This is a genomic window from Limosilactobacillus rudii (genome assembly GCF_014145455.1).
Taxonomy (GTDB): domain Bacteria; phylum Bacillota; class Bacilli; order Lactobacillales; family Lactobacillaceae; genus Limosilactobacillus; species Limosilactobacillus rudii.
Genome location: NZ_JACIVB010000051.1, coordinates 1 through 15,730 on the forward strand (window position 1 = coordinate 1; position 15,730 = coordinate 15,730).

At 35.0% G+C, this 15,730-nt stretch carries 20 protein-coding genes and 1 pseudogene; 14 read left to right on the forward strand and 7 right to left on the reverse strand.

What is annotated here, in order from left to right; all coding sequences use genetic code 11:
- A pseudogene (locus tag H5S39_RS04885) lies at positions 1–444 on the forward strand (UPF0236 family protein); the annotation flags it as partial.
- Between the two features lie 631 nt (positions 445–1,075).
- Here H5S39_RS04885 and H5S39_RS04890 read toward each other — a convergent pair.
- The 4 genes from H5S39_RS04890 to H5S39_RS04905 form a co-directional block, all read right to left on the reverse strand.
- Positions 1,076–1,486: an SRPBCC family protein gene (locus H5S39_RS04890; protein WP_182596024.1), complete on the reverse strand. Its 411-nt coding sequence runs from the start codon at positions 1,484–1,486 to the stop codon at positions 1,076–1,078.
- A gap of 76 nt (positions 1,487–1,562) precedes the next feature.
- A complete protein-coding gene (locus H5S39_RS04895) occupies positions 1,563–2,369 on the reverse strand; it encodes a helix-turn-helix transcriptional regulator (protein WP_182596025.1) in 807 nt (268 codons plus the stop codon).
- A gap of 521 nt (positions 2,370–2,890) precedes the next feature.
- Positions 2,891–3,430, reverse strand: coding sequence for a hypoxanthine phosphoribosyltransferase (gene hpt, locus H5S39_RS04900; protein ID WP_182596026.1), 540 nt, complete (start codon positions 3,428–3,430; stop codon positions 2,891–2,893).
- Positions 3,431–3,586: 156 nt separating this feature from the next.
- Positions 3,587–4,264: a RibD family protein gene (locus tag H5S39_RS04905; RefSeq protein WP_182596027.1), complete on the reverse strand. Its 678-nt coding sequence runs from the start codon at positions 4,262–4,264 to the stop codon at positions 3,587–3,589.
- Positions 4,265–4,443: 179 nt separating this feature from the next.
- On the opposite strand from H5S39_RS04905, the gene H5S39_RS04910 reads away from it, so the two are divergent.
- Together H5S39_RS04910 and H5S39_RS04915 are read left to right on the forward strand one after the other, a co-directional pair.
- Positions 4,444–5,130 carry an FMN-dependent NADH-azoreductase gene (locus H5S39_RS04910; protein WP_182596028.1) on the forward strand — a complete coding sequence of 229 codons (687 nt, stop codon included), beginning with the start codon at positions 4,444–4,446 and terminating at the stop codon, positions 5,128–5,130.
- Positions 5,131–5,169: 39 nt separating this feature from the next.
- Positions 5,170–5,658, forward strand: coding sequence for a MarR family winged helix-turn-helix transcriptional regulator (locus H5S39_RS04915; RefSeq protein WP_182596029.1), 489 nt, complete (start codon positions 5,170–5,172; stop codon positions 5,656–5,658).
- A gap of 257 nt (positions 5,659–5,915) precedes the next feature.
- On the opposite strand, the gene H5S39_RS04920 is transcribed toward H5S39_RS04915, so the two are convergent.
- Positions 5,916–6,236 carry a carboxymuconolactone decarboxylase family protein gene (locus tag H5S39_RS04920; protein ID WP_182596030.1) on the reverse strand — a complete coding sequence of 107 codons (321 nt, stop codon included), beginning with the start codon at positions 6,234–6,236 and terminating at the stop codon, positions 5,916–5,918.
- Positions 6,237–6,429: 193 nt separating this feature from the next.
- Here H5S39_RS04920 and H5S39_RS04925 point away from each other — a divergent pair, with 193 nt between their 5' ends.
- The 3 genes from H5S39_RS04925 to H5S39_RS11595 all read left to right on the forward strand — a co-directional run bounded on the left by H5S39_RS04925 (position 6,430) and on the right by H5S39_RS11595 (position 8,053).
- Positions 6,430–6,870: a MarR family winged helix-turn-helix transcriptional regulator gene (locus tag H5S39_RS04925; RefSeq protein ID WP_182596031.1), complete on the forward strand. Its 441-nt coding sequence runs from the start codon at positions 6,430–6,432 to the stop codon at positions 6,868–6,870.
- Positions 6,871–6,872: 2 nt separating this feature from the next.
- Entirely contained in the window at positions 6,873–7,316 is a 444-nt protein-coding gene (locus H5S39_RS04930) for a GNAT family N-acetyltransferase (protein WP_182596032.1), read from the forward strand.
- Between the two features lie 329 nt (positions 7,317–7,645).
- Entirely contained in the window at positions 7,646–8,053 is a 408-nt protein-coding gene (locus tag H5S39_RS11595) for a DUF8462 domain-containing protein (RefSeq protein WP_231832858.1), read from the forward strand.
- A 4-nt stretch (positions 8,054–8,057) separates the two neighbouring features.
- Here H5S39_RS11595 and H5S39_RS04940 read toward each other — a convergent pair whose 3' ends face one another.
- Positions 8,058–8,591, reverse strand: a complete 534-nt coding sequence (locus tag H5S39_RS04940) for a TetR/AcrR family transcriptional regulator C-terminal domain-containing protein (protein WP_182596033.1) — start codon at positions 8,589–8,591, stop codon at positions 8,058–8,060.
- 131 nt (positions 8,592–8,722) lie between these two features.
- Between H5S39_RS04940 and H5S39_RS04945 the strand changes: the two genes are divergently transcribed.
- The 6 genes from H5S39_RS04945 (at position 8,723) to H5S39_RS04970 (ending at position 12,718) form a co-directional block, all read left to right on the forward strand.
- Positions 8,723–9,574: an NmrA family NAD(P)-binding protein gene (locus H5S39_RS04945; protein WP_182596034.1), complete on the forward strand. Its 852-nt coding sequence runs from the start codon at positions 8,723–8,725 to the stop codon at positions 9,572–9,574.
- A gap of 150 nt (positions 9,575–9,724) precedes the next feature.
- Positions 9,725–10,564 carry an ABC transporter ATP-binding protein gene (locus tag H5S39_RS04950; protein WP_182596035.1) on the forward strand — a complete coding sequence of 280 codons (840 nt, stop codon included), beginning with the start codon at positions 9,725–9,727 and terminating at the stop codon, positions 10,562–10,564.
- Positions 10,564–11,403 (forward strand): ABC transporter permease, encoded by an 840-nt coding sequence (locus H5S39_RS04955; RefSeq protein ID WP_182596036.1) that lies wholly within the window; start codon positions 10,564–10,566, stop codon positions 11,401–11,403. Before H5S39_RS04950 ends, H5S39_RS04955 begins: the two co-directional genes overlap by 1 nt.
- 18 nt (positions 11,404–11,421) lie before the next feature.
- The gene (locus H5S39_RS11700; protein ID WP_182596037.1) at positions 11,422–11,874 is read left to right on the forward strand and encodes a LytTR family DNA-binding domain-containing protein; all 453 of its coding nucleotides are present in this window, start codon (positions 11,422–11,424) and stop codon (positions 11,872–11,874) included.
- 21 nt (positions 11,875–11,895) lie between these two features.
- The gene (locus tag H5S39_RS04965) at positions 11,896–12,261 is read left to right on the forward strand and encodes a DUF3021 domain-containing protein (protein WP_231832859.1); all 366 of its coding nucleotides are present in this window, start codon (positions 11,896–11,898) and stop codon (positions 12,259–12,261) included.
- A gap of 16 nt (positions 12,262–12,277) precedes the next feature.
- The gene (locus tag H5S39_RS04970) at positions 12,278–12,718 is read left to right on the forward strand and encodes a GNAT family N-acetyltransferase (protein WP_182596038.1); all 441 of its coding nucleotides are present in this window, start codon (positions 12,278–12,280) and stop codon (positions 12,716–12,718) included.
- Positions 12,719–12,931: 213 nt separating this feature from the next.
- On the opposite strand, the gene H5S39_RS04975 is transcribed toward H5S39_RS04970, so the two are convergent.
- Complete coding sequence (locus tag H5S39_RS04975; RefSeq protein WP_182596039.1) at positions 12,932–13,792, reverse strand: LysR family transcriptional regulator; 861 nt, start codon at positions 13,790–13,792, stop codon at positions 12,932–12,934.
- A gap of 123 nt (positions 13,793–13,915) precedes the next feature.
- Between H5S39_RS04975 and H5S39_RS04980 the strand changes: the two genes are divergently transcribed.
- Together H5S39_RS04980 and H5S39_RS04985 are read left to right on the forward strand one after the other, a co-directional pair.
- Positions 13,916–14,797, forward strand: coding sequence for an aldo/keto reductase (locus H5S39_RS04980; protein WP_182596040.1), 882 nt, complete (start codon positions 13,916–13,918; stop codon positions 14,795–14,797).
- A 17-nt stretch (positions 14,798–14,814) separates the two neighbouring features.
- Complete coding sequence (locus H5S39_RS04985; protein ID WP_182596041.1) at positions 14,815–15,678, forward strand: aldo/keto reductase; 864 nt, start codon at positions 14,815–14,817, stop codon at positions 15,676–15,678.
- Positions 15,679–15,730: the final 52 nt, after the last annotated feature.

Here is a 15,730-nt window from a genome sequence, read left to right on the forward strand (position 1 = left end):
CTAACGGAAAAACAAACAGACGACCTAATGCACTTAAGAAAGTATCTACAGAGGAATTGGCAGTATATCCCCTCACCACAAAGGCGCGGATTTAAGGAAATTCATTTAATCGGTTCAGTCGAAAGTTCTCACCGGGCCTTTACTTACCGGATGAAGAAACAGGGCAAGTCATGGACTGAGCAAGGGGCTAAAGCGATGGTTGGATTAATTGAAGCCCGAATGAATAATAAACTACAAGCTAGTCTAAATACGATTCTAGAACAATTAACTGTTCTTCCTCGAGTAGCTCAAACAAGCCTATTACAGGAAATGCATATTCGCACTGGAGAGTTTCTCAGAAAAGCACCAATAAAGTCATCAGTCGGGGCAGTGCAAGGAACAATCCCGATTAACACTGCCACAAGTAGACCAATGGGACAACTTTTAAAGGCGCTAACCCACTAAAACTGCATATTTAAAGGCTACCTATGAAAACTTGACAGATACGCAAATGAGTCAAGCGGTAGTACAAGATTGCTAAACTATGCTACAATTATAGAATCAGCTCTTTAAGTGAACTTATGTATTGGTGGTAGCCAGTTCACTTATAAGTTTAAAGGCCCTTATATTTCAATTGCTGAGATATAAGGGCCTTTATTTAATAGTGTTTTTAGAAAGTTATTTCTGACAAATAAGCTTTATTTTGTGTAGAATTAGATTTTATCTTTGAATAAATTGTAAATAAAGTATCCATCAAGTATTAGCCAGAATATTGTTAATTCATAACGATGAAAAATAAATTGCCGATAAGCTATAAATAACGGGACGAGTAGTATAAGAAAGAGAACAGTAGTCCTTAGCTTAGGCGACACTTAATCAATCCTTTCTTTCTGTACAAGATTATCAAAAATTAGGTATAAAAAAACATCTTTTCAGATATCTCATTATCTTGAAATAAATAATCAGGTGTTTTCTAGGCTACACTCTGATTAGTGATTATCATCGTGCCTTGGATTATTACTTTTTTATTAAGAAGTAACGAAAAATGATGAAGCTTTAAAAGTAATGTAGTCAGGACAAACTCTATCAATATTTATTAAACTAGTTCAATAAATGATTTTAAGTGCCTTAAATTTATTTTAAATGCACGTTTAGCAATTGGGGTAAAGATATTTATTGGAATTGGTGTCTTCAATTTAGTCATAAAAACTGTTTCTTCTATAGTTGTTTTTGTATTATCAGAAGATAACGAAAATGTAATATTATATTCAATATTTCCATTAGTGCTTTGATAATTAACAATGTTATTGCCTTGAGTTATTACGATCCGCTCTTGCTGATTAAATGCTTTTTCTGTTCTAGTAATATTAAACACGTTATGTGAAGAGTTAACATTCGTAACTTCTGGCACCCACTGCAATAAATTTTGTGGATTAGCTAAAATTTCATGAACAGTACTTTGTTTAGAATTAACAGTAATTTGATTAGTAAATAGTTTTTTATTCATAAGTAAAAGCTCCTCTATTTAAGATGCTTTTATCTTACTTTAACGAATTTATAAGAGGTAATCAGAATACTGATAATTAAAAATTTTGAAATACTTTTTCACCAAAGAGTTCGGAAAAAGTAAAGCTACGCTGTTCAGCTAGTTCTTCTTGTTTACTATTATTTGTGATTTCGGCAAGAAGTCGATAATAATTTGCTAACATATAATGTGAATTATGCTTGACTACAAAACTAATTCCCTTTTCAATCCAATTAAAAGCAGTAATTTGGTCATTAATTTTGTAGTAGGACAAAGCTGCCAGATAAAAAATAATATTTAAATTTTCACTATATGGAAGCTCATTTATACGATTAGTTGCGTCACTTAATAGCTTATTAAACAACTGAATTTTACCATCTAAAGCAGAGATTAATGCCAGTGATATTAATGTCAGTCTTGTTAAAGATTTATTACCTTTAATTTTTAAAGATAAATTAAGAGCTTGTTCAACTTTAAGATGAGAGGAACCAGTATTATATAGGGCTATTCCAAGATAATAATAGTAAGCCTGTATTTGTTCCTCGGTTTGAATTGAAGTAATTGTTTTTGGATTTAATAGAAATACTTTTAATTGTTTATATTTATGGTGGTTACAAAATTCTTTTAATTGAGAATTATAATCAATGTTATCAGTAATATCATAATTGCTAGCTAAGTTAAGATTATTTAACTCAATGGATAACCGTTGACATAGCTTAATTAGTAATTCAGCATTGGGAGTATATCTATTATGCTCAATTGCTGAAAGCATGGATTGTGAGCATATTCCCTGTGATAATTCAGATTGCGTGAAGTGTTGTTCTATTCTTCTCTGGTGTATTATTTGTCCTAGTTTTTCAACCATTATTTTCTCCTTGCTTTAATGATCTATTTACTACAATTATCTCTTGCCAATAATTATAGAAAACTTTTCAGTTCTGCTATATGTATAGTTGATTCTGATAATACTTTTATTCTAAGGATAAGTGGAGTTCATCAACATAACTAATGCAAATTAACTTTAATTTCCTCAAAAAGTATTAGATAACACAACTTATATAGAGCTACGGTTAGCTTCAGAAAATAGCAAGTCAAATTAAGAAACAATTTTGAGAATATTTGAAAGGGTTAAAATGGAAAAAACAATCACTGAAGTTTCAAAATTATAAAAAATTATTCCCTATACCATTAGATATTATGAAAAAAGCATTGATTAAAATCCATAGAAGTACGAATGGGAGAAGAGACTTTGATCGAACAACAGTCGAAACTTTGCAAACTATTTCTTACTATAGGATAGGTCTAAAAAATATTAAGCAGGTTCTTAAAAGCTATGTTAATGATGTACTTAGTAAAAATTAAACGATAAAATCTGTTAATCGCAATCTAATTCTCATATACAGAACGTTTTAATACGCCAACGTAGGGCATGTTTCGGTAACGTCCGTCGTAATCAAGACCGTATCCTACAATAAATTCATTGGGTACTTTAAAACCAACATAATCAGCATCAACGTCAACCTCGCGCCGAGCAGGTTTATCTAATAAAGAACATGTTTCGATACTTTTAGCGCCGCGACTAGCAAAAAGGTTATTTAGGAATTGTAGGGTATGACCAGAATCAATAATATCTTCAACAATTAATACAGAGCGACCATTAACGTCGTGAGAAAGGTCACGCAGTAAACGGACACGACCTGAAGATTGCGAGTTATCTTCGTAGCTGGAAACATCGACATAATCAATGTTTAGCTTAAAGTCAAGCTTTTGCATCAATTCAGAAGCGAAGATCATTGCGCCAGTCATTACTGGAACAACTACTGGAAACTCATCTTGATACTTAGTAGAGATAGTAGTTGCCAGTTCAGAGATACGGTTGCTTACTTGTTCTTGCGTGTATAGGATTTTTTCGATGTCGTTATTCATGGTATTTCTCCCTTAAACAATGTTCGGTATTATCGAACTATTTTTCTGGTTTACATTTATTAACGTTAGAATTTTACCATAAAATCAAATAATTTAAAGTAAAAAAAGAACTATTTTCGTTAAAAAGCAAAAATAGTTCTTTTGCATTTAGGAAAATTATTTGGTTAAGTAACGAAGCCACACGGCGCCGTCATTGTAACCTTTAACATCCTTTAACTTTAATGCAACTGGTTTACGAGTTACTGGACGGCCATCAAATAGTGTTGGTTGGTTAATTCGACCATCAGCACCGGCACCAATCAAGATGCTAATTTCATCAATTAAACCAGCATCAAGGAAACCACCATTGATTTTCCCACCGCCGACAATTGCAAGCCGGTCAATACCAAATTCACCTTTAAGAATTTCCATTGCATGTGCTAAATCAACGTGATCTTTTCCGCAAGCAATCCAAGAGATATTTTGCTGATTTAAGTAGTCAAGATATTCTTTTGTGACCTGCTCACTGGTAATAATAAGGTGAGGAAAAGTGGAATCTTTTTCTTGGTTCCAACGTAGCGTTCCCTTAGTATCGATAACGATGTTGAACTGATTTGCAGATGAATTTTTAGCAAAGTCAGTTTTATCAATTGTTTCGTTATTTTGAGGAATAAACTTATTCCCACTAGTTAGTTCTGTTTCAGCGGTAACCCGGCCACTGATTCTTGTTGGTGCGTTTAATGCTGATAATGCGGAGTAGTACTCTGGTTCACCAGCCAGTTGGGCAGTCATTCCACAGTCAATTCTCCCGTCAACAGATATCATCATATGACAAATTATATATGGCTTATTCATTTAATAGCCTCCTATCATCTTAATAATAAATGAAGAAAGTACGAACTTGAAATGCCTATTTCTATTTATAAGTAATGCCTAAAAAGTATTTTTAACTTTTTTGTTGACAAGCAACAAAAATCGTGTAAAATATAATCAGACAAAAAATGTTGATAAGCAACAAAAAAGGAGATATAAATATGAGCACATTATTAGTAATTCAAGCACACCCACACACTGAAAAGAGTTTGTCATTAGCGGTTGGTAATAAATTTGTAGAAACATACCGCGCAACGCATCCCAATGATAAAGTAATTATTCGTGATTTATATAAGGGGGCGGGAGTTCCGCCATTAAATGATTTAACGATGGAAGCATGGCGTAAGCAAAAGTTTGGCGAACCAATGACAAAAGAAGAGACTGATTTACTTAAACGTCATGAAGAATGGTTAAATGAATTTATAAATGCAGATAAATACGTTTTTATTAATCCAATGTATAATCATTTCTTGCCTGCTGAAATGAAACAATATCTTGATCTTACGGCAGTAGCTCATAAGACATTCAAATATACATCTAACGGATCAGTGGGACTATTAAAAGGAAAAAAGGCTCTCCATATCCAAGCAGCCGGTAGTGAATACCATAAAGACGGTAAATGGGGAATTGTTAAGTTCTTATTTAGAAAGATGCTAGGGATTAAAAGCAATGAAAGTTCCGCATTAATGGATCTTGGTGACCTATATTTAACTAACATGATGAAGTTTTATGGGGTTACTGATATGGATAAAATTTTTATTGAAGGAGCAGATGCTTACCGTGATCAACGTCAACAAATTCTCAATCGGGCAATGAAGGAAGCAGAGAAGATGGCTCCTAAATTCTGATATAATTAGCGTAATGAATTAAATAGCGAGGCTAAGACTATGAGTAAAGTAACCGTCGATAAAATTCAAAAAATAATTCAATTGCTAAGGGCCGAACACAGTAATATTCATGGCTCAAAAGAACAACAGTGGATTCAAGAGCATATTACGGATCAGCAATTGAAAAAAATAGTCTTGAATTTATCAATTGTTTCCTTTCATATATTATCAGTATTAGAAAATGGTGAATTAACGGGAATTGAAATTGCGGAAAAACTTTCAGTTACGCGGGGCGGTATTACTAGGGCTGCCAAGAAACTGTTGCAGTACCAACTAATTACAGCTAAAAAACACACCGATAATCAGAAGAAACTGTACTATTCTTTGACTGATCAAGGTAGAGCAGTGGCACTGGTTCATGATGAAATGCATAGGACGATAAAAAAACAAATAGTTGCTAAATTAGTTACAAAATATTCAGATCAGGAATTACAAGTGGTTGCTGATTTCTTAACTGATCTATATGAATTTGAAAAAGAGTTTAGTTAAAAATATCAATAAACTAAAATGTCCGCTAAGTATCAGAGAAGTTCTAGATACTTAACGGGCATTTTTAAATAACTATGCAAATGGTGATGCAACGCTATCGAGGACAATTAAAATAATTCCCACAGATTGTGGACTTCGTTTCTCGTGGGCTTTTATGTTCATGAAGAATGAGAAGAGATATAAGCAAGTCAACTACTCTCAAGCCTCATAACTATTTTAAAGATGAATCTTTTTTGTTCCCAGCAATTCTGTGTATATTAATCGTCCCAAACTTTCTTAGCCACATTGAAAGCTGACCAAGCATTTGGCCAACCAACATAGAAGGCAAGTTGAGTAATCATTTCAGCAATTTCTTCCTTAGTGATACCGTTCTTCTTTGCTGTTTGCATATGGTAAGGTAGTTGTTCAAAAGCGCCCTTAGTAATTAATGCGGTAACAGTAAGAAAACTCCGGTCACGAGGACTCAATTCTTTTTCCCGCGACCATACTTGGCCGAATAAGACATCGTCATTTAATTCGGCAAACTTAGGGGCAAAATCACCTAATTGATCACGACCAGCAGTTTGTTTTTTAGCCATAGTAAGACTTCCTTTCCGCTTTTACTGTCTTTACTATAAATCTGTAAAAGCACAATTAAAAATACTTATATTAAGTAGTTATTTATGCAAGAAATGAATAGTTACTTTCACAAAATGTTAGTGGACTTTAGCAACTAATTTTGATATTATAATTTAAAAATTAGTTGCTAAAGTCTACTATATTGGAGAAAAAATGTTATCTAATAATGAAATTGAAAATATCCGAGCATTCAATCGTCAATATACACAAGTATTAGGGGTCTTAAATAAACGGACTTTTGACACTGATCTTACATGGCCAGAGGGACGGATTTTAATTGAAGTTGGAGTGAACCACCTTGATACTCCAATGGCTGTGACGAAAGCATTAAAACTGGATAAAAGCTATGCTAGCAGGACAATTAAGAAATTAGTCGATAAGAAAATTCTAAAGAAAACACCATCGCCAACTGATTCGCGGTCAATTAATATTTCACTAACAAAGTATGGAGAGAAAGTTTTTAATGACATTAACCAAAAGTCAAATGACCTCATTAAAAAAATGATTGAGGGTCTATCACCGGCAGAGCAAGATAAATATTTTGAAAGTATTCAAACAATTAATAAGTTGCTGTTCAAGAAAGGAAATGAGTAACGATGTGGGAAATTAAAAATTTTAATGAATTAACGGTTCCTGAACTATACCAGATTATGGTGCTGCGGGCGAAAGTTTTCGTAGTTGCTCAACAACGGGTATATCAGGATCCGGATAACCGCGACCAACAAGCTATCCATCTTTTTAAGCATGACCAAGATGGGAAAGTTATTGCCTATGCGCGAGTATTTTTAATTAATGACCAGCAAACTGTTACTTTTGGCCGAGTAGTCACTAGTAACAAGGTTCGTGGTCAAGGTATTGGCGGCCAACTTCTTGATAAAATTATGGAAGTTATTCGGGATAATTACCCCGGCAAGTTGATTGAGATTGAAGCACAGGAACAGGTACAAGGTTTCTATGAGCGAGCCAACTTTGTTAGTGAGGGTGAACCATTTATTTACAAGTCAACGCCACATATTAAGATGGTTCATCAACCGCTTTAGAACAAAACTGTCTGACTTTTTGGTCGGGCAGTTTTTTTTGGAAAGTTTAAATGGTGTGATTTTAAAGGATCGTCTATTATTGAGTAAAGTTATAAAAACTTATAAAATTTCAGAAGAGTTATAAAAAGTTATAAAATGAGAGGCAATGATTATGGAAAATCCATTTAATCCTAGTATTGAGATGACATCGAGTATCTTTATAAAGCGTAATTCTTTATCGCAAAAAGCGAATCGCGCTTAACCCGTTAGATGTGGAAAGTATCAAAAATAGCTATTTTCATATTTTTAAAGAAGCAGGCTATCAGCTGGATATTCCGACGGTGATCTATATGACTAAACAAACAATGGGTTTTGCATACGCCTTTCAGTTATTAGGGTATTGGGTGTGGAAAACAGCCAGTGAGCAAGGTAACAAGGTAATCACTAAGAAAACAGTTGATAAAATTTTAGATCAATATATTAGTGACCTTTTTCGGAATGTGTACTATAAGGTTTATCGCGAAATGACGGAAAAAGAGCGGCAGTTTGTTCAAGCAATGGTTAAAATTGGCCGGCCCAAAGGAAAAGCCCAAGAAATTGGTCAAAAAATGGACAAAAAACCGGGTTATATTTCGGTTTATCGGCGAAAGTTGATTGATGATCAGATTATCATGCCAGCAAGTTATGGCTACGTTCAGTTTATGTTACCTTATTTCGATCGCTTTATTGAAGAACAGATAATGTTGGATGAATTTTAACAGCTTAAATCAAAACTTTCTTTAAAAAATCAGGCGTCCTTTGATATTCAAACTCACTTAATCCTTCTAATGAAATATTCAAGTTATCATAGAGCAGTTCCTTAAATAACGCCATTGTTCCATAAATGTGGTATTTGACTGCGATAAGCTGGTTGGTCATAAGTTTATCTTGATGGTAATACTTTTTTATTTGCTCTGTAGCTAGGCGAATATTGAATTCATAGATATAGTTGTTGATCGAGTTTTGTGAATGATCACGGTAGACTTTTTGATAGAACGATTTATGCTTAAGCAACTCTTTAGTTACTTTTAAAACTGCTACGCTAGAATATTCTTGAAAGTCGTGGACGCCTTTTTTGAAATCCTGCTCGAAAATCCACGCGACTAAATCATATTTATCACGAAAATGGTTATAGAAAGTTTGTGGGGCTGCATCACAATTTTTGCAAAGCGTAGTAATGCGAATTTTATCAAAAGTTGTGGTGAGTAGCATTTCTTCTAATGTTTTGGCAAATAATTGTTTGGTATTATTTTTCATCGTATTCTCCATTTTGATATTTATGCTATTTTATCAAGCAAATGGATAAAATAGCATTTTTATCTATTATAATCTTGCCAGGACTTCTTATAATTTAAATAACAATATTATTTTATCAGGAGGCCATTGTAATGAAGATTATGGTAACAGGTGCGAGTGGTGGCTACGGTCATTACGCAATTAACTATTTACAAAACTTTGCGCCAGCGGGAACAGAGATTTATGGCTTGGTACGTAGTCAGGAAAAAGCAAACAAGTTAAGTGCTTCCGGTGTTATACCACGAATTGCCGACTATGGTGATTTAGAATCGTTGGTTGCAGCTTTTGAGGGAATTGATCGACTACTATTTGTTTCAGTTCCCAATACTGCCTTGCAGCAAAATATTGTCAGCGCAATTGAGCAAAGTGAGATTAATTATGTAGCATATACTAGTTTGTATGGTTTAGATCACGAAAAGTTTGGTTTAGAGCAAAACCATCGGGCAACAGAAGAAATGATAAGGCAGTTGGGAATTCGACACACCTTTTTACGGAATAACTGGTACCTAGAAATTGCAGCACCTCAGCTAAAAGCAGCAGTTAAGACAGGAAAGCTTGATTACTTATCTGAGAATGGCAAGGTTGCGTGGACGCTCAAACGAGAATACGCTGAAGTAGGTGCGCGGGTAATTTTAAGTGACCAGGAGGGTGAGGTCGTTAATTTGGCTGGGAAACCAGTGACTTATCTGGAATTGGCGCAGGCACTTGCAAAAGCCACGGGTAAAAGAATTACATCTAAAGTAGTTAGTCCTCAAGAATTAATGAATTCATTAAGTGCGAGTGGACTTAGCCCCATGGATACCCAACTCAGCTACCTCTATCAGGATTATGCTCGAAAAGGAAATAACGGCGAGGCGCAGGCTGACCCAACGGAATTTGAAAAAGTACTAGGACATTCTTTAACGCCATTGCCTGAAGCTGTTAAGAAAGTAATTAATGAATAATCATAAAAGTCAGTGGAACAAATTCCGCTGGCTTTTTAAGTGTATTTAATAATTTAAATTAAGCATTTCATAAGCCAATAACAACCACTTAGCGTTTTACACCATAAAATCCACTTTTTTCTTGCTATTATGCATAGCGAGGTGAGAGAAATGCTAATTACAACACAGAATTTAACTAAAAAATATGGTAATAAAGTTGCTGTTAATAACTTAAATTTATCAATTCCGCGAGGCGCATTAGTTGCTTATCTTGGAACAAACGGTGCTGGAAAATCAACAACAATTAAAATGCTGACTGGTTTACTAAGACCATCTACAGGAACAATCATTTATGCTAATAATTTGAAAATGGGCGTAGTGTTTCAAGAAAGTGTTCTAGACGATGGACTTACGGTTCAAGAAAATCTTCAAAGTCGTGCTGCCATGTATCAATCCGTTGAACAATCTTGGATTAAAAAACTTAAAGAGATGATGGGATTAAGTAACTTCTATCAACAAAAATATGGAACACTATCTGGTGGACAAAAACGACGGGTAGATATTGCACGTGCACTCTTAAATCATCCAGATATATTATTCCTCGATGAACCAACAACGGGTTTAGATATTCAAACAAGAAATGTTATTTGGAAACTCTTGAGAAAGTTAAAGCAGGAACAACAATTAACAATTTTTCTGACTACTCATTATTTAGAAGAAGCAAGTAATGCAGAAATGATTTATGTTCTTGAACACGGAAAAGTACTGGCTCAAGGATCAGCTGATAAATTAATAAAAAATTATGCGGAAAATCAACTTATATTATATTCCATGGATAATGTAAAAAGTGGACGGAAGATTAAAGCAAATACTTATTTATTAACTGGTATTGATTATCAACAGGCAATTACAATCTTAAATCAGCGCAAAAAACAGCTAGCCAGTTTTGAATATCGTCATGGTGATCTTAATGACGCATTTATAAACATTACCGGAAAGGAGCTTCAATAATGAATGCTTTAATCAAAAGAAACCTTAAATTATACTTTCGTAATCGTGTGGGAGCAGTCATGTCACTTTTAGGTGCTTTAATTGCTTTCTTTATCTACATTGGTTTCTTGAAAGAAAATCTTGTCCAACAGTGGAATGATATTTCTCATGCCAAGCGAATTTTAGATGCTTGGATGATGGGCGGAATTTTAACAATTGCTCAGGTAACAACAGCTTTCGGTGCACTAGGACAATTGGTCAATGACCGTGAATCGAATCGTTATCGTGACTTTGAGATTACTTCAGTATCACAATCTAAATTAGCTCTTAGCTATTTTATTAGTACTTTTCTTATTAGCTTTATTATGCAAATTGTAGCCCTTATTGTGATGGCAGTTTACTTTCAATTAACAGATAGCTTAACTATCAGTTTTCGGCAAGGAATTTGGTTATTATTAATTGCGGTTTTAGGAACATTAGTCGCAACGGTTTTTTGCCAAATTATTGTAGAATTTATTCCTAGTCATATTGTTTTTAATCGAATATCTGCAATTATCGGTACCGGGATTGGCTTTGCCATTGCAACCTACATGCCATTAGGAACCTTACCTAAGTTTGGTCGACATTTAGTAAAGGTATTTCCAAGCTCATATATTGCCAGTAGTATGAGAAATATCTTAATTGATAATCAAATTCCGCAAAATATCCGTTCAATGTTGAATGAGTATCTTGGTGTAAAAATGGTAATTTCACAGCATTCACTCAGTCTGCTCCAAAATCTAACCCTTGTTGCTGTAATGACTTTTATAGGCCTTAGTTTGCTGATTTTCATTAATAAGCTAAAATATAAGCAATATTAAACTTTTGGGAGGTTTATAGTGAAGATTAAGTTTGAGTCAACTGACTTAACATCAGATAAAATTGAAGTAATTATTAAAAGCCAATCTCGTTCAGCGCGGGTTGAAAAACTACTTAATTATCTACAAAAGTTTGAGAAAAAGCAGAGTGATAATATCCCGATTAAAGCTGATGATCGAGTATTGATTATTAAGTCTACTGAGTTAATTATGGTAGAAGTTAATCAGAATGAACTTTCATTTTTCACTGAAACCCAATTAATAAAATCAGTTGGAAAATTAAAAGATATTCGCTTACGCTTAAATTTACCTAATTTTATTCAAATATCACGTTTTGCCATTATTAATATGAACTACCTGCAATCAATTGAAAGTGGATTTTCTGGAACTTTAGTCGCAAGATTAAAAGGTAATGTCAAAACAACGGTTAGTAGACGATATGTACCAATTATTAAACAATATCTCAACTTGTAGGGTGGTTCAATGATGAAAATAATGATTAATAGATTTTTAAAGGGGCTAGTGATCGGCGCGACAACATACCTAGTATTTATAACATTTCACTTTCAAAATACATTACCGACAGTTTTCAATACGGTAAGCGTAATGATTATTAGTGGGTTAATTGGGATTGCAACGGTGGTATTTAAAACTGATATTAACTATTTTTTAGCAATACTCATTCACTTTTTAACTACATCAGTTTTGGTAGGAATAATGATGTTTTTAAACCATTGGCAAATAGGTTGGCAATCGGTATTGCTGGTTGTTCTGACTTATGTGATTGTTTGGATTATTATGCGTTTACAGCAATTGCAAGATGTTCGTAAAATTAATGCACGACTAAATCAACGTAAATAGAATTGAGGTTTAAATAATGCAAATCCAAGAGCTATCCACCATCACCGACCAAGAAATGAACCAGTTAATCAACGTTTGGGAGAGTGCTGTCACTGCCACCCATCATTTTCTAACTAATACAGAGATCCAAAAGATTAAGCAATATGTTCCTCAGGCTTTTCGCGGAGTTGAGCACCTAATAGTAGCTATGCAAGACAACCAAATTAAGGGACTGATGGGGGTTAACGGGACGAAACTTGAAATGCTGTTTGTTGATAATAATGAACGTGGTCATGGAATTGGGACCAAGTTGCTTAGCTTAGGAATGAAAAAGTATCATGTTAATGAATTAGCAGTAAATGAGCAAAATCCTGCTGCCCGGGGCTTTTATGAGCATATGGGGTTTAAGGTGGTTTCTCGTTCACCACTTGATGATCAGGGGAACCCGTATCCAATTTTGAAGATGCGACAAATTTAGTGAATTTGACGTTTATAAAAAATGAATGGTCCACTTTGCTGTTAGTGGGCCATTTTGATGCTTCATTAGTTCTAAATTAATTTCATCTTCATATCGGTTAAGCCAAAAGTTTAAAGTTACTTTTACACTTTTTAAAAATAACGATGCTATGTAAAAGTAATTTCAAACCAATATTTTATAAGCCGCCTTAAAAGATACGCTTAGTCTGAGTTACTATTTAGGCCAAACATTAACTAACTTTTTTGCCAATGGAGCGACTATGTTCCGTTGGCTTTTTAAATAGGCAGCATAGAAAGTCATTGTGGCGGCATCATTAGTAATCGAAATTTTGACAGTATCGTTAGTATCATAAGTTTCACTTGGATTAGTGATATTGGTGGTGAAAAAAGGGAAGTTCGTATATTTGGTTAATTCCTGCATTGAATCATATTCAGTTTGGTAAAGAAACTTCGCATTTGGAATATTATCTTGAATGATTTGTTTCCACGGGCCGATTTCATTGAGGACGACAAAACTAAGTCCGGTCAATTCTTTAAAGGTGACCTGTTGCTGGTTAGCTAGGTACATGAATTGGTCAAGATTGACGTAGAGTTGTTCCTGACCAAGATAGCGTGATTCAATGTGGTCGGTTTGGATTTCCCGATTGGTAATGATGAGTGAATACTGGTGGTTAAGTAAGGCTGGTTCAACTTGATTGATATCAAATAGTTTTTGATTTAGGTCAATATTAGCAGTTAATGAAGCTTTATTATCGTTAATTACAATCTGCGGTCCAGGAGCAATACTGGCAATTTTAATAACTTTCTGGGTGTAGGCGTAGTTGCGAATATCAGTTACAAATTGCCGGTTAGTGTCTAAGACGAGCTGAGCCTTTTTAGCTGCTAACTTACCAGCCTTGGTCAATGAAATTTTATTTGGTTGACGATCAAATAATTTAACCCCTAATTCATCTTCGAGCTTCTGCATTCCACGGGTAACAGTTGGCTGGGTGATCATTAATTTTTCCGCGGTTTTAGCAAGGGTCTTTGTTTCAGCAAAAGTGACTAATTCTTCTAATAGGTAATTATCGATCATAATGCTTCCTCACTTCTAGTATACGTTATGTGTATGCTAGCATAGAGTTAAAGTAATTTTCAATGAAAGAGGATACGGTTATGATATAGACAATCACAAAGCAAACGAAAGGAAGCATATAGAATGACAGTTAATGTTTCAACCGTAAAATTAAATAATGGCATTGAAATGCCGACACTTGGGTTTGGTGTTTTCCAAGTACCAGACCTTAATGAAGCAGAAAAAGCAGTTACTGAAGCTATTGAAACAGGATACCGTTTAATTGATACAGCTGCCGCATACCAAAATGAAGAAGCAGTTGGTAAGGCAATCAAGAATAGTTCTGTTAATCGTGATGATATTTTTGTTACTTCTAAGCTGTGGGTTTCGGATTTCAACTACGAACGGGCTAAAAAGGGAATCGATACTTCTCTTCAAAAACTTGGCCTTGATTACATGGACCTTTATCTTCTTCACCAACCATATGGTGACACAATGGGGGCTTGGCGGGCATTAGAAGAAGCCCAAAAGGAGGGTAAGATCCGTGCAATTGGTGTTTCTAACTTTTACGCTGATCAATTACAAGATTTAATGCTCACAATGCCAGTTAAGCCAGCTTTGAACCAAATCGAAGTTAACCCGTGGTATCAACAAGATGCCGAAGTGAAATTTGCGCAAAGCCAAGATGTCCGGGTTGAAGCGTGGGCACCATTTGCGGAAGGCAAGTATGATATTTTCAAGAATGAAACGATTGCGGAAATTGCTGCTAAATACGGTAAGAGTAATGGTCAAATCATTCTTCGCTGGTTACTCCAACGCGGGATTACAGTTATTCCAAAGTCCGTTCACCAAAAACGGATGGCAGAAAATATCGATGTTTTTGACTTTGAATTGACTGCTGATGACATGAAGAAGATGGCTAGTTTGGACAAAAATGAAAGCCAATTCTTTGACCACCGTGATCCGGTCACCATTGAACAAATCTTTGGTTCTAGCTTGCAACAAGTAAAAGACAGTGAAAAATAATTAGGAGGTAATTGCTAATGGCTAATATTCCAACATTTAAACTCAACGATGGTAATGAAATTCCTTCATTTGGTTTCGGAACTTTCCAAATTCCAGCAGACGGTTCAACTTATAAAGCAGTCAAGGATGCTTTAGCTGCTGGTTACCGCCATATTGATACCGCAACGGCTTACTTTAATGAACAAGAAGTTGGGAAGGCAATTAAGGATAGTGAGATCCCACGTGACCAAATTTGGGTGACTTCAAAGCTCTGGTTACAGGACTATGCTTATGAAGATGCTAAGAAGGCCATTGATCTTTCATTAAAGAAACTTGGCTTAGACTATGTTGACCTCTACTTAATCCACCAACCATACGGCAAGGTTGCTGAGGCCTGGAAAGCCATGGAAGAAGCACAAAAGGCTGGTAAGATTCGTTCTATCGGTGTTTCCAATATGACACCAAAACTTTGGAATAAGTTTGTGCCAGACTTTGATGTGATGCCAGCAGTTAACCAAGTTGAATTCAACCCATACTTCCAACAAAAGGAACTTCGCAAGATTATGGCTGAAAATGGAGTTGCCCTTGAAGCGTGGGCACCACTTGGTCAAGGTAATGCTGATTTATTTAAGGAACCAGTTATTACTAAGATGGCGGAAAAGTACGGTAAGGATGCTGGACAAATTATCCTCCGTTTTGAACACCAAGAAGGCGTAATTGTCTTTCCTAAATCAGTTCATGAGGCTCGGATTAAGAGTAATCAAGATATCTTTGATTTTGAATTGAACTCTGCGGAAATGGACCAAATGCGCGCTCTTGATAAGGGCAAGGGTCAACATGATCCTGATGCACCGGGCGTTGAAGAAATGCTTAGTGCATACGATGTTCACGCAAACGATTAGTTAGAAAACGAGCGGGCGTTAATGCCTGCTTTTTATTTAGCATTAACCTATA